Genomic DNA, 17,102 nt, shown 5'->3' on the forward strand with positions numbered 1-17,102 from the left:
TTTTCAATTAGCAAGAGCTTTGATAAACAGCAAGCATAGGAGGTTTTATGACTACACCAAATACACAAGTAACGCCAAGGCTACAGCTCAAAGAGCTGGCCGCATTGGTTAAGTTTTTAGAGCTATCGCATACCTTCGCAATAGATAGCAGCGTGTTTACACAGCAAGAAGGCGCAGACATTTGCCAAAGCTATTTAAGCCTACGCGAACAACTAGAAGAGTTTAAAAATAATGACTAAAGCAAAGCTAATACAGCTAATTCACATAGCTAAAAGCCAACTAGGGCTAGACGACGACACCTATCGCGCCGCACTGTTTGGATCAGCGGGTTACCGTTCGTGTAGCCAAATGAGCTTATCAGAGCTAAACCAAGTGTTGGAACACTTTAAAAAAGCAGGGTTTAAAACCAAGGCTAAACGCCGTTTAAGCCCTAAATCATCACCAACGCAACATGGCGAAATAAACAAAATTCGCGCTATTTGGATCACCATGCACAAACAAAGTTTTGTGCGCGATGGCTCAGAAACCGCACTCGATGCCTACGTAAACCGCATGTTAAACCGCGCAAAAGTGGGTGCAAACGTCAGTTTCCACACCCATTTTTTAACGCTCACGCAGGCAATAAAAGTGCTAGAGCCGCTTAAAAAATGGCACAAACGCGAAATGATCGCCCATTTAAAAACAAACAATATGCAAGCGTATGAAGCGTTTAATTGCGAGGTAACAAACCAAACTTACGCACGGCCAATACCACTTAGCACCGTACCCCACAAATCATACCAAGCGGTATGCGACATATTTGAGATCAGCACCAATGAAATTAACCCGTTGCCCCGTGTGTAAAAGCCACCTAAGCCTAGACCAACTAGTGCAAGACGACGCAGGCAAAGAGCTATTAAGCATCGTCGCCAGCATCAACAAACGCACAGCCCAGGCATTGGTCGGTTACTTAGCCTTGTTTCGCCCTGCAAAGCAGGACCTAAGCGCTACACGCGCAGTAAAACTAGCCCGTGAAGTGCTCGCCCTAACCGAGAATATCGCCGCACTGGGCCACGCTATGGAGCAAACAACTAACTCAATCATGGCAAAGCGAGTAGGCCAGCCAAACATAAAGCCGCTTGCAAACCATAACTACTTAAAACAGGTGCTCACCACCTCGCTAGAGCAAATAGTACAGCCTACCGCCGCAGAACGTAGCCGCAGTATGGAAATAAAACGCCAAGGCTTAGAAATGAGTGAGCAGCAAAACCACCAAGCCTATTTAGAACAAATGAGTCGCTACGGCGCAAACGTGAATAAGGAAAAGAAATAATGAAGTGGGAAGAATCAACAGTTACAAAGCTACTTATTTCAGAGGTAAAAAGCTTAGATGATATTACTGTTTATCTGGAAAATTATACTGTCGGCAGAGGTAAAATAACCATAGAGGTTTGTGGCGATAGCTATTCATCATTTTGGGGGGCGATGGGAGGTCGCACAATAGAGCAATTTGTATTGGACTGTGACAATCATTACTTATCAAAAAATCTTGTAAGTCTGAGTGCATTAAGCTCACCAAATTATGATGGTTTCGTAAGAAATGTACGTAAAAACTTAATTGAAAACCGTAGGCGATATGGTGAAAACAAAGAATTAACTCGTAAGCTTTGGGATTTAACCGAGCAAATAGAACCTTGTGAGTCGTATTTTCATGACAGTTCAAATCATAGCTTATTACATGACGTCGCAGGAGATGATTGGTGGTACGTAATTGATGATGTTGACTCAGATTTATACGTGTATTTGTGTCGTATTTTAGATGCGTTAAAAGCATGTTTAAAAGAACGTAAAACAGTACAAGAGGTTAAATGAAATTATGCAAAATAACCCAAATGAACACCAATCAGAGCTGTTTGGCGAAAGCGTAGAGCAGCTGCAAGACTGCCTAAGCAAGCTATCTACTGAGGATGCAGCGGAAGTGCGTAAACGCTGGCCGAGTAACTTGCAATCACTGGCGCTGCTCATTGAAGCAGAATTAAACAAAGCCAAAGTGAATGAGCCTCAACTCATAGGCGAGTCAATCACCCTAGCGATAGGTCATTATTTCGGTGGGCGAGACGTATACATACCCACGGACCAACGCCTAAAAGCAGCCCTACGCGATATACAAATATGGCAGGAGTATCGTGGTAACAACGTTGAAGCCCTGGCTATTAAATTTGGCCTAACAGAGCGCCGTATAGCTGAAATCATCCAACACCAACGCGCAGTAGAAACCCAGCGCCGCCAAAGGAGTCTGTTTTAATGAGTGAAGCAATCAAAATGGCAGCAACTGCTGCCGACTGCGTGGAAGAGTTAATAACCGATATGCTTAGCGGTAATCACCCTGATAACTACGTACTACTGGGGACATTGCAATCAGCTAATACAGATATACAAGTACAGCTGCACGTAATGCAAGACGAACGCAAGTTCATAGATGAAGTAGGCGCACCACTGATAGCTAAAACGCCAGCAGCGCTTGCAAGTACCAGCGCGAAAGACCTAGAGTTCATGCTAATACACAAGCCAAACGAGCTGTTAAAAGGCATTACCGAGCTACAGCAAAAAATAAAGGAGTTCACCATAGATGAAAAATAGAATTGAATGCTCAAAATCTGCATGTAAATGGACAGGAACAGAGAGTGAAATGAAGCAGAAAAAAGACCCTGAATTTTCTTTTGCTTATACTCACGTTTGCCCTAAGTGTGGAAATGATACTTACTATGAGCTAGCAGCACCAATTCAATGTGAACGCGTTGATCACATTAACCAGTTAATAAAAATCATCGCAAGCTATGGTCGTAAATTCTTTAATCATAAAGGCACAATAGCAACCATGGAAAAAGATGCTAAAGGCAAGGTTTGGTTTGTTGATGAATATACACGACGCCGCATTTATGTAGCATATAAAGGGCGGTGGAAAGGCTTTAATCATGGTGGAACGCTAAGAAACTTGGTTGAGGATTTTTATACGTATATTAAAACTGGAGAACAAATTGATATCAGGCTAATAGGCTTTAAAGGTTTTAGAACTGATGGATCTAATATTTGGGGGTATCCGGCAAAAGATGCTGTAAAAATGCGTAGAGAAGCATTAAAGTTACCTTGTTGCGTTACTAAAGAATTTTAAACATTTAGGGGTTTTAACCTAATGACAGAAAATAAAAGCACGATGTGTGATGATAAGCATAAAAACAAGCTTTATTGTGGTTCTGAGGCATTTTCAATCCTTAAAGCAAAAGCTAGTATTCTTTATGGAAATGAGTTCAAGTATGACGGTTACACAATTATCGAAAATACTAAGTTGCATCCGGGTCAAATGATCACTAAAGATAAAGATTTAGCTGAACTGCTTAAAGGTCATGTAGAGTACAAGCCATTAAATGAGAAATAAAAAAGTTAAACTTCCAATAAAAAAGCCGCATCATGCGGCTTTTTTATTGGTTAATTAACCCAGTGTTGAACAGAGCTTAACCCCGTACCATTATGGTTTAAAAAACAGTTAAATGGTTTTGAATCCCCATAACCCCCATACCCATTTTTAGCATTAACACGCATTGCTAATACTTGCCTAGCGCCGCTGGCGTCACTACGCCACTGGTGTTCATGAGATAAAACAATAAATGAATGAGGGTCGCGCCACCCGCCAGTTTTTAGCGCCAGGTCAGAACATTGCTTTAATAGTTCATCACTTACCCCATTCGACTTAGCTGATTTGTCGTCTTTAATATTAAGCGTCTCAGCGTTAGCGCTGCACGGTGTTTGGCTAAACGTGGGCACATCGTCAATGATACATTTGTAAATTGCAGCATGGCTTGAAAGTGGTAATAGCGCAGCTAAAACAAGGGCAAGGTATTTCATCAAAATAAGTCCTTTTAAATGGTAACTAGCGAAAATTGTAAAGTTGCAGTACCATAAAAAACTTTGTAGCAACTGTCTACTTTTTAGATAAACTTTCCCGAAACACCGCACGGCCAACACCTAAGCACAACCCCCCACAATACCGAAAAACAACAAGGCTTTTCGGTATGTTCGTATTTGATCCCCACAACTTAAATTACTTTAAACAATCGCCAGAAATACAAGCAGCGCTTGCCCCGTACTCGCTTAAATTTGCCCAGTGCATATTACCTATTTTGTATTTAGAGGGGGGGTTACGCAGTGACGGCGGGTTAAACGATATAGCCTCAGACCGTGGCGGTCTTACAAAGTACGGCATTAGCCAGCGCGCATACCCAAACCTAGATATTAAAAACCTAACCCTAGCCCATGCTATACGCCTTTATCATCGTGACTATTGGCGTGCTATGTACTGCGAGCAAGTTCCCGCAGGTGTTGACTTTATGATGCTCGATGGCGCAGTACAGCACGGCGCACCTGCCATGACCATGCTCACCCAGCGACTAGTTAACTCAAAGCCAGATAGCCGCATGGGGCCAAAAACCCTAGCAGCTATTGTAGAGCGCCCAGCGCTTAGCCTGACTGTATTACTAAGCGTAAACCGTGGTCGTAAGTACGCACGTATTTGCGCGAATGATCCAAGCCAAAAACCAAACTTAGAGGGGTGGTATAACCGCCTTGCTCATGCCTCTGAATACGCTGTTAAACAGCTGTTAGAGGTGCATTAAATGGGCAGTAATTGGGAGTGGTCATATCAAAAAGGCCGTGAGAAACGTATGGAATTAGAAGTTGATGCGCGCATGCACAACATGCCATTTGACCCGCGCACAATTCCCCTGCACAGCCACTGCGGCACTATGCAAAGCCACTTTAACAAAGGCTGGCAATCAGTTAGAGCCATCGATATACAGCTGCGAGTGGACGGCCAGCAAAGCTACAAAAACGCCCGTGCAGCCCTTAAAAAACGTTTTGGAGAATCTAATGGCCGCTAAAGTAAAGCCACTCACTACAGCACAAAAAACCGTAATTAAAGAGCTAGCGCTTACCTTAGTGTTTTGCGAAATAGAAAAGCACGTAGTTAAACCAAGCTACGAAGAGGACACTGGTAAAAAATACGACTCACAACACCCTGAGTCATTTACCAACACCATGTTAAACGCCAACCCCAAAGCTAAACAGGTATGGCACGCCTTGCAGGCCGCAATTAAAAAAGAGTACAAGCGCCAGCACCGGCTTTTCAAGGAGAGTGAAAATGGCAATTAAAAACTGGTTTAACGTGGTCGAGCCTGTCACCAAGTTGATTGACAACCTCTTTACCAGCGACGAAGAGCGCCAAGCCGTTACCAACGAACTCAAACGCATTGAAAACACTGCACAAAGCCAAGTATTAGAGCTTGAGGGCAAAATTTTAGAGCTACAAGGCAAAGTGCTAGAGGCTCAATCGCAAATTATTACCGCCGAGGCCAAAGGTGAAAGCTGGTTACAACGCAATTGGCGGCCAATCACCATGCTGACTTTTTTAGTGTTGGTGTGCTTTGACTCATTCGGCTGGTTGGCGTTTCGCCTCTCAGCGCAAGCATGGGATTTACTACAGCTTGGCATAGGCGGCTACGTTATAGGCCGCACCGTTGAGAAAGCTGCACCGGGCGTTAAGCAAAGCATTAAGAACGTCATTGAAAAAGTAAGGAAACCAAATTGAGCAAATTTGACGATGCGCAAAAAATAGAACAACACCTGTTAGATGCGGCGCTTTCACTACACCGTGAAAAAACAAACAAACCAGGTGCAGTGTTTTTGCACTGCCAAGAGTGCGGTATTGAGATTCCAGCTGCGCGGCGTAAAGCAGTTAAAAACTGTAGTACCTGTGTTGAGTGCCAATCTCTGATTGAAATTAAACAACAGCATTACAGGGCTTAGCATGGACTTTATTTTGGAGTGGTACAAAGCCATTTTAACGGTAGGTATTGCCATAGTTGGGGCCGCTGCATTGGCTTGGCTGCGCAGTACCTTTGTAACTAAAAAAGCACATGAAGATATTTCAAAAGCGTTAGAAACCCGTTTAAGCGCTGTAGAGAAAACCATTGAAGACTTGCCCAACTCAGAAGACTTACACGAACTAGATAAACGTTTGATCGAAGTCAGCGGCAAAATTGACGGCCTAAACCCTCAGCTAACTGATCTCAAACGCCTCACTGATCTACTCATGGAAAACGAACTCAGAGGCACACGCAGCAGCGATAGCTAAGCCAACAATAATTTACTACAGGAAAAAACCACCATGGCAATATTACAAGTTCAAGCCGAACACCAACGAATTAGCATACTTATAACGCTAAAAGAATCCGCCGATTTTGGCGCTAACACCAGCATGCTAGCCGATGTACTACAGCGCTATGCACTGGGTTGCAGTCGTGATCAGCTTAAAACCTTACTCAATTGGTTAGAGCAAAACGGCTATATAACACTCGATAAACTCACAGAAAACACTTGGGTTGCGCGTATTACACAATCAGGTATCGACGTAGCTGAGGGCATAAGTGTTGTTCCAGGCATTAAGCGCCCAGGGCCACGAGGTTAAGCATGAGCGAATTAATCCGTAGAGGCCAACCCAGCAAAGTTGATTTACTGCCCGAGGATATTAAAAAGCAGCTCGACTCAATGCTACGTGATAAGCGCTTTAGCCAGGGCGAAATACTCGACGCCGTAAATACCCTTATTATTGAGTCAGGCTTAGACGAGGGCGCAACCATTAGCCGCAGTGGTCTTAGTCGTCATGCGCAAAAAACCGAAGCGGTAGGCCAAAAACTGCGCGAATTACGCGAGACAACTAAAGCGCTTACTGCTGAACTTGGCGATAAACCAACGGGGGACACCACCAAGCTTATTTTAGAAATGGCTCGTACCCAGTTGTACCGTGTATTACAGCAGCAAGTAACTAATCCAGATGACGAACCGATAGACATTGCAATCATAAAAGATGCCATGCTCGCAGCTCAGCGCCTAGAGCAAACCGCCATGGCCGCCCATAAACGCCAGCAAGAAATAGAAAAAGCCTATGCTGAAAAGCTCGCTAAAGACCTAGACCAAAAGGTTAAAAACGAAAACTTACCGCAAACCGCAGACGACATGCTGGCCTTTTTCAAACGCGACATATTAGGGCTAAAGCATGACTAGCACTGCGCAAAGTATTACCCAAACTAACGAACTACCGCTTAGCAAAGTGGCAGGTTCTTTAGCGGTTGCCATGGGCACAGACATACTTTTTGGCTATCAAAAAGCATGGATGGAAGACGATGCAATAGTAAAAATTGCCGAAAAGTCTCGCCGTACTGGGTTAACCTTTGCCGAAGCGCTAGACGACGTACTAAGCGCAGCTGCCCCCGCAAACGCACAAAACACCTATTACCTTGGCTCAGATAAAGAAATGGCTAAGGAGTTTATAGACGCCTGTGCATTTTGGGCGCAAAAGCTCAACATGGTTATGAGCGAAGTGGAAGAGGGTATATTTGAAGAAAAAGACCCAGACGGTACAAAGCGATCAATCAACACCTTTGAAATTAAATTCCCAAGTACGGGTAAAAAAATAGTAGCACTTAGCTCTAACCCGCGTAACTTGCGAGGCCGCCAAGGTAACGTTGTAGTAGATGAAGCCGCATTCCATGACAAGCTAGACGAAGTACTAAAAGCGGCCATGGCCCTTACCATGTGGGGCGGGCGAGTACGTATTATTTCGACCCATAACGGGGTAGATAACCTATTTAATACCCTAATAACCCAAGCTAGGCGCGGTCTTAAAAAGTATTCAGTGCATCACATTCCTATTGATAAAGCGCTAAAACATGGCCTATATAAACGTATTTGTTTGGTCAGTGGGCAAACCTGGACGCAAGAAAAAGAAGACGCATGGCTCGCTAATCAAGTTGATTTTTACCCCACACAGGATGCCGCAAACGAAGAGCTATACTGTGTGCCAAGCCAAGGCGCAGGGCAATACCTAAGCCGCCGCTTACGTGAACGTGCTTTAAGTGACGACTGCAAAGTACTGCGCTATGAAGCGCCAACCGACTTTGAAAGCTGGACCGAAGAGCAGCGCGTAAAAGACGTAGCGACTTGGCTTGAACAAAATATTGATGATTTACTCAGTGGGTTAAATCCTGATCTAACCCATGCCTTTGGTGAGGATTTCGCCCGTAAAGGCGATTTAACGGTATTCAGTATTGGTGAAATAAACCAAGACACCAGCCTAACCGTGCCATTTATGGTCGAGCTGCGTAACGTCACCTACGAGCAGCAAAAGCAAATCATGCTGTATATTTGTGACCGTTTACCAAAATTACGTGGCCTTGCGTTTGATGCCACAGGTAACGGCGGTTACTTAGCCGAAGCCGCCAGCCTTAACTATGGCACAGAGTTAGTTGATAGCGTGCATTTATCACAAGCCTGGTATCGCGAGTGGATGCCAAAACTAAAAGACTATTTTGAAACCGACAATATAACGCTACCAAGAGATCAGGACGTACTCGACGACCTAGGCCAAATCAAACTTAAAAATGGTATTGCTCAGGTAGATAAAGGTAAAAACACCGGCAGCGATGGCAACAAGCGCCACGGCGATAGCGCGGTATCAATCGCCATGCTAATTCGTGCCGCAGAAATGGACGGTAGCGCAATCGAATTTACACCACTACCTAGCAAAGCTGAGCAAAGCGTAAATAGCATGCGGCCAGACCACAGCGACGATTTTGCAAGTGATCGTAAAGCAGCATGGTAGCGCACCGCTTTAGGGTGTTTTATCAAGAGATATTCACAGCCCAAACACAGCAATTAGATATAACCGCCGCCAGTTTAGCCAAGGCCCACCAATACACATTAACGCTTGATATATACGTACTAAGCATTAAGCCCATCATTAAAGTTAGAGTAAACCCATGACCCAAATAGTAGATATTCACGGCAACCCAATTAAATCAACCGACTTTAAGCAAACCCAAACCGAGCAAGATAGCCGTGTGGGCATGCTGATGCGTCAATTTGCTGAGCACCCAAGCGAGGCGCTTACCCCTGCCAAGTTAGCGCAATTACTAAAAGATGCCGACGCTGGCAACTTAGCGGCCATGGCTGATTTAGCCAAAGACATGGAAGACAAAGACGGCCATTTGTTTAGTGAACTTACCAAACGCCGCAGAGGCTGGCTTAAATACGATTGGTCAGTAGAGCCGCCACGTAACGCAACAGAGCAAGAAGAAAAAGACGCCGCTGCAATCCAAGAAATACTAGAAGATGCCACTTGGTTAGATGATCTAATCTTTGATTGTAGCGACGCTATACTAAAATCGTTTTCGTGTAATGAGCTGAGCTGGGCGTTTGACGGTGGCGAGCATATTATTACCGGTTATGAATTTCGTGATCAAAACTTATTCCAAACCCATCCAGATAACCGCAACCAGTTAATGCTGCGCGACAATAGCTACACAGGCCAAGCGTTAAACCCGTTTGGCTGGTGCGCGCATATTCACCGCAGTAAATCGGGTTATATTCACCGCACCGGGTTAACATCAACGGTGGCATGGCCGTACTTATTTAAAAACTATTCAATCCGTGACCTTGCTGAGTTCCTAGAGATTTACGGCTTACCACTGCGCTTGGGCAAATACCCAAATGGCGCAAGTGATGATGAAAAAGCCACCTTGTTACGTGCCGTGCTTAGCATCGGCCATAACGCAGGCGGTATAATCCCCAAAGGTATGGAGATTGAATTTCAAAATGCTGCTAACGGTCAATCAGATCCATTTGAAGCCATGATCAAGTGGTGCGAAACCACTCAAAGTAAAGCGGTATTAGGCGCAACGCTAACCAGTCAAGCGGATGGTAAAACCAGCACAAACGCGCTTGGTAATGTACACATGGACGTACTAAACGACATAACCGAAAGTGATTTAAAGCAAGTAGCTAATACCATAACGCGCGATATTATTTACCCAATGCACGCGCTTAACTCTAAAAGCTACTCAGGCGCACGCCGTATACCGCGCTTTAAATTTGACACCAGCGAAGCAGAGGACATCGCAGAATTAGCCCCAGCTTTAAAAACACTGGTAGAAATAAATTATCCAATCCCAACTAAATGGGTGAGCGATAAAATGCAAATTCCTCTACCAGACAAAAACGAGCCAATACTCAGCCTTACCCCAACTGAGCCACAAGCCGCTTTAAAAGGCTTTGCCGCACTTAAAAACGCCCCGCAAAAGGACAACGCCGACTTAGTAGCCGAGCAGCTAGCCGCACAAGCACAAACGCACTTAAACAGCATGAGCGATGCAGTAACCGAGCTGGTTAAAAACGCCAGCAGCTTAGAAGAAATACGCGACGGCATACTTGAATTAGAGCCACAAATAAGCACAGAGGGCCTTACTGAGCTAATGGCAAAGGCAATGGCAGCCAGTGAGTTACTAGGCGCACTAGAAGTGGATGAGGGCCGTTAAATGGCTGTTAGATATGGCTCATTACCGTTTGACGATGGAATAAATTTTTTTCGGCAAAAGCTAAACACACCTAGCAACAGCTGGGATGACGTATGGCAAAACGCCCATAACCGCGCGTTTATGGTTGCAGGCGTGACCAAAGCCGATATGCTTAACGACTTTTACACCTCAGTCGATAAAGCGATCAGCGAGGGTAAAAGTTTAAATTGGTTTCAAAAGGAGTTTGATAATATCAAAGCCCGTTACGGCTGGGAGCACAACGGCCAGCCAGCATGGCGCAGCCAGTTAATATACGAAACCAATATACGCCAAGCCTACAACGCTGGGCGTGAGGGGCAAATACAAGCGCTTAAAGCAAGCCGCCCTTATGCGTTATACAAGCACGGCGATAGCGAAACCCCGCGTGTACTGCACTTAAAATGGAATAACTTGGTGCTACCGGTTGATGATCCATGGTGGGACACCCACAGCCCGCAAAATGGCTGGGGCTGTAAATGTAAAAAGTTTAGCTTAAGCGAGCGAGAGCTTAAACGCCGAGGCTTAACCGTAGGCACCGCGCCCGATAACGGCAGTTATACGTGGACCAACAAAAAAACGGGTGAAGAGTTTGAGCTACCACTGGGTATTGATCCGGGCTTTGACTACACCCCCAAGAATACCGCCCAGCTAACAAGCCAGGTTAAAAAACAAGTGGCCGATAAGCCACCGCTTGCTAAGCGTATAGAGGATTACCAAGCAACCCGCATTGTACCATCGGCTTACAGCAGTGCTAAAAACGTCACCGCGCTAAAGCTTGATCCGCTACTGGCACAATTAGACAGTGAGGTACTCGAAGGGTTAAACAGCTTTTTAACGGCCAAACAAACCAAAACCGTATTTGTCAATCAAACCCAAATGAGCGCAGGCTCTAAAGCAAATGCCGCTATACGCTCAGAAGTGGGGGAGTACTTAGGCGTAGATGAATTTTACGCCCGCATGCAATACAGCATTCGCGGCGCTAAAAACTGCGGGGGTTTTACTTCTGTAGGGTATGAGCACATAGTCGTAAAAGTGAAAAGCACCCAAAACTTAGCTAAAGTTGATATGCAAGCGCTAAAAGACAGTGCGGCACTTACTGTAAATCGCTCAGCAAACAACAAGGGTGAATACCCGTACAATTGGCACGGTGAGACAATTAAACGTGATCACACTATTTCACATAACGCAGATTCACTAGATAAACACCAAGCTCATAGTTTAGTGTCTACATGGCTGCACGAACTAGGCCACCAAGTACACTACTATGCAGGTGCGCCAGCGCTATTAAAAAATGCCTTGCCCGTTACCTATTACGGTGCGGTGAATAAATACGAGCAATTTGCTGAGGCATTCACCGCCTGGGCGCTTGCTCGTAAAGAGCTTAAAAAATGGCAACCAGAGCTTGTAAGCTGGATAGACGAGCTTGTAAAAACGGCGACTAAATCACAGGAAAAAAGACGATGACATTATTAACCCAAGCACAGCAGCTGTTACAGCAAACCCCGTACACCATACAAACGTGCCGTGAGTTTGATTACTTATATCAACAAGCAAAAGGGCAAGAGGCTAACCAAATTGCTGATCTACTGCCTGCGCTTATTGCAGGGCTGGACCAGCAAACCCACATGCAAGCATTTGACGAAGGGCTAGTGTAATGGCAGGCGCGCGTATTGACATAAGCACAGAGGGCGCAGCCGCTGTAAGCGATGTGCTCACTCAACTAGTAAAAAACCTAGACAACCTTGCCCCTGCACTTGGCAACGTGGGCGAGCATTTAATGTTGACCCATCGTGATCACTTTGACGAGCAGCGCAGCCCAGATGGCGACCCGTGGCAGTCACTTAGCCCAGACTACGCCAAGAGTAAAAAAAAGAACAAAGATAAAATACTCAGGCTTAACGACATACTACGCGACACGTTCGCTTATAACGTAGGGGATGAATCACTAGAATTTGGTACAAACATGGAATACGCCGCAATGCACCAATTTGGCGGCACCAGCGATATGATCCCCCGCTTGGCTGCCATACCCGCAAGGCCGTTTCTAGGTCTATCCGCTGACGATGAAATCGAAGTAATAGAAATATTAAGCGAGTTTTTGATTTAAAAATAAAACGCAAGCGCGTAGAATCAAATCTAAGCGCTTGTGATTGGCAAAGTCACACAATGTGGCGTTTAAATTATAATAATCGCTTACAGGCGATTTTAAACAGCGTTTAAACAGGGTTGCATAGCTAATATTGACTCGTGTTTTACTGTTGCAAACCCAAAACCCTCATTTTAACCTGTAAATCCCCCTTATAAATTCCCGAAACACCGCACGGCCAACCAACACAAATCTAAATTCATACTGAACACAGATTATTCAAACTGTGCTCAACAATGAAAAAACCATCAACCAAAACTAGCTTACTCGAAACCGCCTCACTTACATCGGCGCTTGCTGTTTTATCAGCAAACCAGCCGGCTGATTTAGGTTTTGCAGCGTGCCGCTTTGCAAGCGAAATTAACGAGCAAGGTGTTAGCGAACGTGTGATGGTGATGCCAGATGGTTATTTTAAATCACACGATGGTCGCCCGTTCGATGTACCTGCTAATGCTTGGTTACTTGATCAAGCTGCATTTGAGCTACTTAAAAGTACAGCAAGTACCCGCACCAACGATTACCACTTTGACTACGAGCACCAAACCCTACACGCCGAAGAAAACGGCAAACCAGCCCCTGCTAGCGGTTGGTTTAACCCTGCTGATTTAGAGTACGTGCCAGGCGAGGGGCTTTATGCCCTTAATGTTCGTTGGACACCCAGCGCCCGCGCACACCTAAAAAACGACGAGTACCGATTTATCAGCCCTGTTTTTCATTACGACAAACAAACAGGCCGCCCAACCAAATTACGCCACTTTGCCCTAACAAATGACCCTGCTGTTGATGGTATGGACAAAGTAGCCGTTTTAAAGACTTCTAAAACCCATGTTAACAATGGAGATACACCCATGAACGCAGCTCAAAAATTGCTGAGCTTGCTAGGTGTCACTGTGGATGGTGATAATGTCACCGATGCAGATTACACCAAAGCAACAACAGCACTCGCCGCTTTGAAGGCCAAGGCCGACGAAGCCGACACGCTCACCACCCAATTAAGTAACGCCAATGATGCCGTTGCTGCACTTAAAGCCAATAGCCCTAATGCTGAGGTTAATTTAGCTAAGTACGTGCCGGTTGAAACTTACAACGCTTTGCACACTGAAATGGTCGCGCTTAAAAGCAGCAGCGCTACACAGTCAGTTGAGCAAGAAGTAAATAAAGCCAAGCAAGACGGCCGTATTATTGCGTCAGAAGTTGAATATTTAACTAACTTAGGCAACCAACAAGGCGTTGCAGCGTTAAAAGCAGTGTTAGATGCCCGCTCACCAATTGCCAGCCTAACGGCTCAGCAAACCACCCATACACCTAAGCCAGAAAACGACAAAGACGGCTTAGCAGCACTCACAGCAGAAGATAAGTATGCCGCAGACCAACTAGGTCTAAGCCATGCAGCTTTTGCCAAAGCTAAACAGGAGCAAAACTAATGGCTTTAGTGACCCCAGCATTATTAACCGCTTTATTTACTGGTTTTAAAACCGAGTTTGAAGCAGGTAAATCAGAAGCTACACCGCAATTTACAAAAATTGCCAGTGTAATTAAATCAACCTCGGCCAGTAATACCTACGGCTGGTTGGGTAAGTTCCCAAGCCTGGCTAAATGGGTGGGTGATCGTAATATTCAAAGCATGAAAGCGCACGCTTATACCATTACCAATGACGATTACGAGTCAACAGTAGGCGTAGACCGCAACGATATTGAAGACGATAACCTAGGCGTGTACTCCCCAATCTTTAAAGAGATGGGCAGCGCTGCGGCAATTCACCCAGACGAAATGTGTTTTGAATTACTCGCTGCCGGATTTACAACCCTGTGCTATGACGGACAAAACTTTTTTGATACAGACCACCCAGTTGCACCAAATGCCGACGGCACTGGTGCAGCGGTATCAACAGCGAATATGGCCGAAGATGTTGCTTATGAGGGTGAACCGTGGTTTGTGCTAGACACCTCAAAAGCCCTTAAGCCAATTATTTTTCAAGAGCGCAAAAAGCCACAATTGCTTGCTATGACCAAAGTTGATGACGAGGCGGTTTTTACTTCTAAACAATACCGCTATGGCGTTGATTGCCGTGATGCCGCAGGGTTTGGTTTTTGGCAGCTTGCCTTTGCTAATAAGCGTGCGCTAACGGCAGATAATTTATGGGACAGCATTGAAAAAATGCGCAGTTTTACAGCTGACGGTGGTCGTAAGCTCGGTATTAAGTCAACCATGTTAGTTGTCCCTGCCAGCATGGAAAAGCTAGCTACACGTATGTTAGAGCGTGAGCTTGACTCAAACAGCTCAAACGAACTTAAAGGCCGTTTAGAGTTATTAGTCGCTGATTACCTTTAATCCCATCAATAGTTAAACCCTAATAAGTACGGGGCGTTATAGCCCCATACTTTGAAACCAGGAGTAATAATGAAATGGCTAAAACGCTTAAACTCAGCCTTATCTCTGCTGTTATTGTCAGTTGCATGCAGCCAACAGGCTACCGCCGAGCTGGACTCAGTTTCAACCAAGGTAAAAATGAAATCCCCGCAGATGGTCTTGACCAAGAGCAGCTTGATGCAATTGAAAATGATCCACGCTTATCGGTGCAAGCTATACCGCTCGATGCGAGTACTACGCCGCAATCACAGCTGGACGCAAATAACCTGGGTGCAGATTTAGACAACCCTTTGCTCTATACAAACGTTGATTACACTCAAGCCCCAATTGAGCTACAGCCAGTTATTGCGCTGATGATTGATGCACAAATGGAGCTTAAGCCGGTTGTTGAACAGGTCGCTTATGAAGCGCCAGGCGAAACCGAGGGCGAGATAGTTAAAGTTAAAGTATCTGCCGCTGAGCGTGATGCTGCATGGCTTTGGCTACAAGAAGCAGCCAAAGCAGGCGAGGGCGAGTAAATGGCTTACGCAACAATAACCGCGATGCAACAGCGCTTTGGCGAGCGTGATCTTATCTATTTAAGTGAGCGCGAAGATGGCCCCACTGATGTAATTAATACCGCAGTTATTGAGCAGGCTATAAACGATGCAAGCGACGTAATTAACGGATATTTAGCTGGGCGTTATGAGCTACCGCTTGTCACCGTTCCTAATCTACTTGAGCAGTTTTGTTGTGATATTGCTCGCTATAAGCTCGGCACAAATGATGTACCTGAGCATGTAGAAACCCGTTACAAGGATGCAATTAAATTTTTAATGTCAGTAGCAAAAGGCGAGCTAAGTATAGGCGTTGATGCACTAGGCCAAGACGCCAAAGTGCAAGACACCGCCACAATACAAAGTGCAGGCTCTGTATTTGCGCGTGAAAAAACAAAGGGATTTATCTGATGTTTGAAATTACCACTGACTACTTTGCAGCTCAAAACCCGCTTAAGCAGGCACTTGAACAAGTACCAGGCATTAAGTGCGTTTACTTGAGTGATGAACTAGCAGACATTAAGGAAGACCGCCAAACAACACCAAGCCTTCATTTAATGTATTACGGCGATAATTTACCGGAGAGTAAAAACGCCGGCTATTTAATGAAGCTAACGCAAACATGGATAGTTGTATTAGTCGTTCGTAAGCAAGATAACGCAGGCGAGCACTTAACAAACATTATTCGCGCAACAGCAGGCAAAGTACTTAACGGTACGGGGCCATGGCTTAGAGTAAACACCCCAGCTAAACCTCAATTCACCAGAGGCCACGCGTACTACCCGCTGGCTTTTACATGTCAAATGACTCTTAAAGGAGCGCTTTAATATGAGCGACGGTATTTTATTAGCGGGCAATATTTTTGTTGATCGCTTAAACGAACAAGGCGTAAGCACAGGCCAAATTTTTGGCCCAATTAACACCACTAAGCTCGGTATTAAAACTGAGGCGGATTCAGTCGTCCGTACATCAAATAAAAAGGCCAGTAAGGGCCAAGCCCTGGATGATGTAAAAATCGCTAAGCCAGCGGCCATTACATGGGAGTTTGATGATCAACCAGCCGAACTAATTGCTTTAGCGTTGATGGGCGAAGTTGCATCCATTAACGATGCAGCGGGTACGTTAGCTGATGAAGCAGTAACATTACCTGATAATCAATCGTGGGTAGCTGTTCCTGGTCAAAACTTTACTGATGACGTGGTTGTTAAACAAGCCACTGAAACTAAAGTTGCAGGCGTTGATTACGAGTTTAATTTTGCACTCGGTATGATTCGCTCAATTAAAGGTGGTTCACTCGCCGCTGGTGGCAGTATTACAGTTTCGGGCACTTATAACGCACGCACCGGTAAACGCATTAAAGGCGGTACTAAGTCACAAACACGTTTACGCATCTTTGGCGAAGGCACCAACTTAACCAATGGTAAGCAAGTTAACTTTGAAATTTACGACACCTCAATGATGCCAACTAAAGAACTTGATTTAGCCGGCAGTGAGTATGTAAGTGCCGCACTTGAAGGCACAGCAAAGCTTGTAAATGGCAAAGACGAGCCATTCTACATTGACGAGCTAGACGACGCTTAATCAATTACCTCGTACCAAAAGGCTCAGCCCTTGAGCCTTTTTATCCC

General features: G+C 45.1%; 28 protein-coding genes. 27 read left to right on the forward strand and 1 reads right to left on the reverse strand.

The annotated features are described in order from the left end of the window. Window positions 1-47 precede the first annotated feature (47 nt). From PVK79_RS11275 to PVK79_RS11310, 8 genes are read left to right on the forward strand one after another with little or no spacing between them, the layout of a single operon-like run. Complete coding sequence (locus PVK79_RS11275; protein WP_257325584.1) at window positions 48-239, forward strand: hypothetical protein; 192 nt, start codon at window positions 48-50, stop codon at window positions 237-239. Next, window positions 232-843 carry a gp16 family protein gene (locus PVK79_RS11280; protein WP_257325585.1) on the forward strand — a complete coding sequence of 204 codons (612 nt, stop codon included), beginning with the start codon at window positions 232-234 and terminating at the stop codon, window positions 841-843. The genes PVK79_RS11275 and PVK79_RS11280 overlap by 8 nt, the downstream gene beginning before the upstream one ends. Beyond that, on the forward strand, window positions 815-1,312 hold the full coding sequence (locus PVK79_RS11285) for a hypothetical protein (protein WP_257325586.1): 498 nt from the start codon (window positions 815-817) through the stop codon (window positions 1,310-1,312). Before PVK79_RS11280 ends, PVK79_RS11285 begins: the two co-directional genes overlap by 29 nt. Further along, on the forward strand, window positions 1,312-1,851 hold the full coding sequence (locus PVK79_RS11290) for a phiTE_072 family protein (protein WP_257325587.1): 540 nt from the start codon (window positions 1,312-1,314) through the stop codon (window positions 1,849-1,851). The genes PVK79_RS11285 and PVK79_RS11290 overlap by 1 nt, the downstream gene beginning before the upstream one ends. Before the next feature lie 4 nt (window positions 1,852-1,855). Then, entirely contained in the window at window positions 1,856-2,284 is a 429-nt protein-coding gene (locus tag PVK79_RS11295) for a Mor transcription activator family protein (RefSeq protein WP_257325588.1), read from the forward strand. After that, window positions 2,284-2,619, forward strand: coding sequence for a hypothetical protein (locus PVK79_RS11300; protein ID WP_257325589.1), 336 nt, complete (start codon window positions 2,284-2,286; stop codon window positions 2,617-2,619). The genes PVK79_RS11295 and PVK79_RS11300 overlap by 1 nt, the downstream gene beginning before the upstream one ends. Then, window positions 2,609-3,151, forward strand: a complete 543-nt coding sequence (locus tag PVK79_RS11305; RefSeq protein ID WP_257325590.1) for a hypothetical protein — start codon at window positions 2,609-2,611, stop codon at window positions 3,149-3,151. The genes PVK79_RS11300 and PVK79_RS11305 overlap by 11 nt, the downstream gene beginning before the upstream one ends. Before the next feature lie 21 nt (window positions 3,152-3,172). After that, window positions 3,173-3,415, forward strand: a complete 243-nt coding sequence (locus PVK79_RS11310; protein WP_257325591.1) for a hypothetical protein — start codon at window positions 3,173-3,175, stop codon at window positions 3,413-3,415. 50 nt (window positions 3,416-3,465) lie between these two features. On the opposite strand, the gene PVK79_RS11315 is transcribed toward PVK79_RS11310, so the two are convergent. Continuing rightward, a complete protein-coding gene (locus PVK79_RS11315) occupies window positions 3,466-3,882 on the reverse strand; it encodes a hypothetical protein (protein ID WP_257325593.1) in 417 nt (138 codons plus the stop codon). Between the two features lie 167 nt (window positions 3,883-4,049). On the opposite strand from PVK79_RS11315, the gene PVK79_RS11320 reads away from it, so the two are divergent. The 19 genes from PVK79_RS11320 (at window position 4,050) to PVK79_RS11410 (ending at window position 17,055) form a co-directional block, all read left to right on the forward strand. Then, window positions 4,050-4,649, forward strand: coding sequence for a glycoside hydrolase family 108 protein (locus PVK79_RS11320; RefSeq protein WP_257325594.1), 600 nt, complete (start codon window positions 4,050-4,052; stop codon window positions 4,647-4,649). Beyond that, complete coding sequence (locus tag PVK79_RS11325; protein WP_257325595.1) at window positions 4,650-4,913, forward strand: hypothetical protein; 264 nt, start codon at window positions 4,650-4,652, stop codon at window positions 4,911-4,913. After that, window positions 4,903-5,184 (forward strand): hypothetical protein, encoded by a 282-nt coding sequence (locus PVK79_RS11330; RefSeq protein ID WP_257325596.1) that lies wholly within the window; start codon window positions 4,903-4,905, stop codon window positions 5,182-5,184. The genes PVK79_RS11325 and PVK79_RS11330 overlap by 11 nt, the downstream gene beginning before the upstream one ends. Then, window positions 5,174-5,620 carry a holin family protein gene (locus tag PVK79_RS11335; protein ID WP_257325598.1) on the forward strand — a complete coding sequence of 149 codons (447 nt, stop codon included), beginning with the start codon at window positions 5,174-5,176 and terminating at the stop codon, window positions 5,618-5,620. Before PVK79_RS11330 ends, PVK79_RS11335 begins: the two co-directional genes overlap by 11 nt. Then, window positions 5,617-5,838: a TraR/DksA family transcriptional regulator gene (locus tag PVK79_RS11340; RefSeq protein ID WP_257325600.1), complete on the forward strand. Its 222-nt coding sequence runs from the start codon at window positions 5,617-5,619 to the stop codon at window positions 5,836-5,838. The genes PVK79_RS11335 and PVK79_RS11340 overlap by 4 nt, the downstream gene beginning before the upstream one ends. 1 nt (window position 5,839) lies before the next feature. Next, window positions 5,840-6,166: a DUF2730 family protein gene (locus PVK79_RS11345; protein ID WP_257325601.1), complete on the forward strand. Its 327-nt coding sequence runs from the start codon at window positions 5,840-5,842 to the stop codon at window positions 6,164-6,166. 33 nt (window positions 6,167-6,199) lie between these two features. After that, window positions 6,200-6,499 (forward strand): VpaChn25_0724 family phage protein, encoded by a 300-nt coding sequence (locus PVK79_RS11350; protein ID WP_016707833.1) that lies wholly within the window; start codon window positions 6,200-6,202, stop codon window positions 6,497-6,499. Window positions 6,500-6,501: 2 nt separating this feature from the next. Next, complete coding sequence (locus PVK79_RS11355) at window positions 6,502-7,095, forward strand: DUF3486 family protein (protein ID WP_257325603.1); 594 nt, start codon at window positions 6,502-6,504, stop codon at window positions 7,093-7,095. Then, complete coding sequence (locus PVK79_RS11360) at window positions 7,088-8,692, forward strand: terminase large subunit domain-containing protein (protein ID WP_257325604.1); 1,605 nt, start codon at window positions 7,088-7,090, stop codon at window positions 8,690-8,692. Before PVK79_RS11355 ends, PVK79_RS11360 begins: the two co-directional genes overlap by 8 nt. 157 nt (window positions 8,693-8,849) lie before the next feature. Then, window positions 8,850-10,403 (forward strand): DUF935 domain-containing protein, encoded by a 1,554-nt coding sequence (locus PVK79_RS11365; protein ID WP_257325606.1) that lies wholly within the window; start codon window positions 8,850-8,852, stop codon window positions 10,401-10,403. Further along, the gene (locus PVK79_RS11370) at window positions 10,404-11,885 is read left to right on the forward strand and encodes a phage minor head protein (RefSeq protein ID WP_257325608.1); all 1,482 of its coding nucleotides are present in this window, start codon (window positions 10,404-10,406) and stop codon (window positions 11,883-11,885) included. After that, the gene (locus PVK79_RS11375) at window positions 11,882-12,076 is read left to right on the forward strand and encodes a hypothetical protein (protein ID WP_257325610.1); all 195 of its coding nucleotides are present in this window, start codon (window positions 11,882-11,884) and stop codon (window positions 12,074-12,076) included. Before PVK79_RS11370 ends, PVK79_RS11375 begins: the two co-directional genes overlap by 4 nt. Next, window positions 12,076-12,528 carry a phage virion morphogenesis protein gene (locus PVK79_RS11380; protein WP_257325611.1) on the forward strand — a complete coding sequence of 151 codons (453 nt, stop codon included), beginning with the start codon at window positions 12,076-12,078 and terminating at the stop codon, window positions 12,526-12,528. The genes PVK79_RS11375 and PVK79_RS11380 overlap by 1 nt, the downstream gene beginning before the upstream one ends. Window positions 12,529-12,803: 275 nt before the next feature. Then, entirely contained in the window at window positions 12,804-13,991 is a 1,188-nt protein-coding gene (locus PVK79_RS11385; RefSeq protein ID WP_257325612.1) for a phage protease, read from the forward strand. Beyond that, complete coding sequence (locus PVK79_RS11390) at window positions 13,991-14,899, forward strand: Mu-like prophage major head subunit gpT family protein (RefSeq protein WP_016707822.1); 909 nt, start codon at window positions 13,991-13,993, stop codon at window positions 14,897-14,899. Before PVK79_RS11385 ends, PVK79_RS11390 begins: the two co-directional genes overlap by 1 nt. Window positions 14,900-14,973: 74 nt before the next feature. Beyond that, window positions 14,974-15,456 (forward strand): HI1506-related protein, encoded by a 483-nt coding sequence (locus PVK79_RS11395; RefSeq protein ID WP_257325613.1) that lies wholly within the window; start codon window positions 14,974-14,976, stop codon window positions 15,454-15,456. Then, the gene (locus PVK79_RS11400) at window positions 15,457-15,885 is read left to right on the forward strand and encodes a gp436 family protein (RefSeq protein WP_257325614.1); all 429 of its coding nucleotides are present in this window, start codon (window positions 15,457-15,459) and stop codon (window positions 15,883-15,885) included. It begins immediately after the preceding gene. Then, window positions 15,885-16,301: a phage tail terminator protein gene (locus tag PVK79_RS11405; RefSeq protein ID WP_257325615.1), complete on the forward strand. Its 417-nt coding sequence runs from the start codon at window positions 15,885-15,887 to the stop codon at window positions 16,299-16,301. The genes PVK79_RS11400 and PVK79_RS11405 overlap by 1 nt, the downstream gene beginning before the upstream one ends. 1 nt (window position 16,302) lies before the next feature. Beyond that, window positions 16,303-17,055 (forward strand): phage tail tube protein, encoded by a 753-nt coding sequence (locus tag PVK79_RS11410; protein WP_257325616.1) that lies wholly within the window; start codon window positions 16,303-16,305, stop codon window positions 17,053-17,055. Window positions 17,056-17,102: the final 47 nt, after the last annotated feature.

This window comes from Pseudoalteromonas rhizosphaerae (assembly GCF_028885455.1).
In the GTDB taxonomy this organism is placed as follows: Bacteria; Pseudomonadota; Gammaproteobacteria; order Enterobacterales; family Alteromonadaceae; genus Pseudoalteromonas; species Pseudoalteromonas rhizosphaerae.

Coding starts and splice junctions, on each gene's coding strand:
- PVK79_RS11295 (WP_257325588.1), top strand. CDS start 1,856: ATGCAAAATAACCCAAATGAACACCAATCAGAGCTGTTTGGCGAAAGC.
- PVK79_RS11330 (WP_257325596.1), top strand. CDS start 4,903: ATGGCCGCTAAAGTAAAGCCACTCACTACAGCACAAAAAACCGTAATT.
- PVK79_RS11275 (WP_257325584.1), top strand. CDS start 48: ATGACTACACCAAATACACAAGTAACGCCAAGGCTACAGCTCAAAGAG.
- PVK79_RS11350 (WP_016707833.1), top strand. CDS start 6,200: ATGGCAATATTACAAGTTCAAGCCGAACACCAACGAATTAGCATACTT.
- PVK79_RS11395 (WP_257325613.1), top strand. CDS start 14,974: ATGGCTAAAACGCTTAAACTCAGCCTTATCTCTGCTGTTATTGTCAGT.
- PVK79_RS11300 (WP_257325589.1), top strand. CDS start 2,284: ATGAGTGAAGCAATCAAAATGGCAGCAACTGCTGCCGACTGCGTGGAA.
- PVK79_RS11305 (WP_257325590.1), top strand. CDS start 2,609: ATGAAAAATAGAATTGAATGCTCAAAATCTGCATGTAAATGGACAGGA.
- PVK79_RS11400 (WP_257325614.1), top strand. CDS start 15,457: ATGGCTTACGCAACAATAACCGCGATGCAACAGCGCTTTGGCGAGCGT.
- PVK79_RS11285 (WP_257325586.1), top strand. CDS start 815: ATGAAATTAACCCGTTGCCCCGTGTGTAAAAGCCACCTAAGCCTAGAC.
- PVK79_RS11370 (WP_257325608.1), top strand. CDS start 10,404: ATGGCTGTTAGATATGGCTCATTACCGTTTGACGATGGAATAAATTTT.
- PVK79_RS11385 (WP_257325612.1), top strand. CDS start 12,804: ATGAAAAAACCATCAACCAAAACTAGCTTACTCGAAACCGCCTCACTT.
- PVK79_RS11380 (WP_257325611.1), top strand. CDS start 12,076: ATGGCAGGCGCGCGTATTGACATAAGCACAGAGGGCGCAGCCGCTGTA.
- PVK79_RS11410 (WP_257325616.1), top strand. CDS start 16,303: ATGAGCGACGGTATTTTATTAGCGGGCAATATTTTTGTTGATCGCTTA.
- PVK79_RS11325 (WP_257325595.1), top strand. CDS start 4,650: ATGGGCAGTAATTGGGAGTGGTCATATCAAAAAGGCCGTGAGAAACGT.
- PVK79_RS11360 (WP_257325604.1), top strand. CDS start 7,088: ATGACTAGCACTGCGCAAAGTATTACCCAAACTAACGAACTACCGCTT.
- PVK79_RS11405 (WP_257325615.1), top strand. CDS start 15,885: ATGTTTGAAATTACCACTGACTACTTTGCAGCTCAAAACCCGCTTAAG.
- PVK79_RS11345 (WP_257325601.1), top strand. CDS start 5,840: ATGGACTTTATTTTGGAGTGGTACAAAGCCATTTTAACGGTAGGTATT.
- PVK79_RS11310 (WP_257325591.1), top strand. CDS start 3,173: ATGACAGAAAATAAAAGCACGATGTGTGATGATAAGCATAAAAACAAG.
- PVK79_RS11390 (WP_016707822.1), top strand. CDS start 13,991: ATGGCTTTAGTGACCCCAGCATTATTAACCGCTTTATTTACTGGTTTT.
- PVK79_RS11365 (WP_257325606.1), top strand. CDS start 8,850: ATGACCCAAATAGTAGATATTCACGGCAACCCAATTAAATCAACCGAC.
- PVK79_RS11375 (WP_257325610.1), top strand. CDS start 11,882: ATGACATTATTAACCCAAGCACAGCAGCTGTTACAGCAAACCCCGTAC.
- PVK79_RS11355 (WP_257325603.1), top strand. CDS start 6,502: ATGAGCGAATTAATCCGTAGAGGCCAACCCAGCAAAGTTGATTTACTG.
- PVK79_RS11320 (WP_257325594.1), top strand. CDS start 4,050: ATGTTCGTATTTGATCCCCACAACTTAAATTACTTTAAACAATCGCCA.
- PVK79_RS11335 (WP_257325598.1), top strand. CDS start 5,174: ATGGCAATTAAAAACTGGTTTAACGTGGTCGAGCCTGTCACCAAGTTG.
- PVK79_RS11315 (WP_257325593.1), bottom strand. CDS start 3,882: ATGAAATACCTTGCCCTTGTTTTAGCTGCGCTATTACCACTTTCAAGC.
- PVK79_RS11290 (WP_257325587.1), top strand. CDS start 1,312: ATGAAGTGGGAAGAATCAACAGTTACAAAGCTACTTATTTCAGAGGTA.
- PVK79_RS11280 (WP_257325585.1), top strand. CDS start 232: ATGACTAAAGCAAAGCTAATACAGCTAATTCACATAGCTAAAAGCCAA.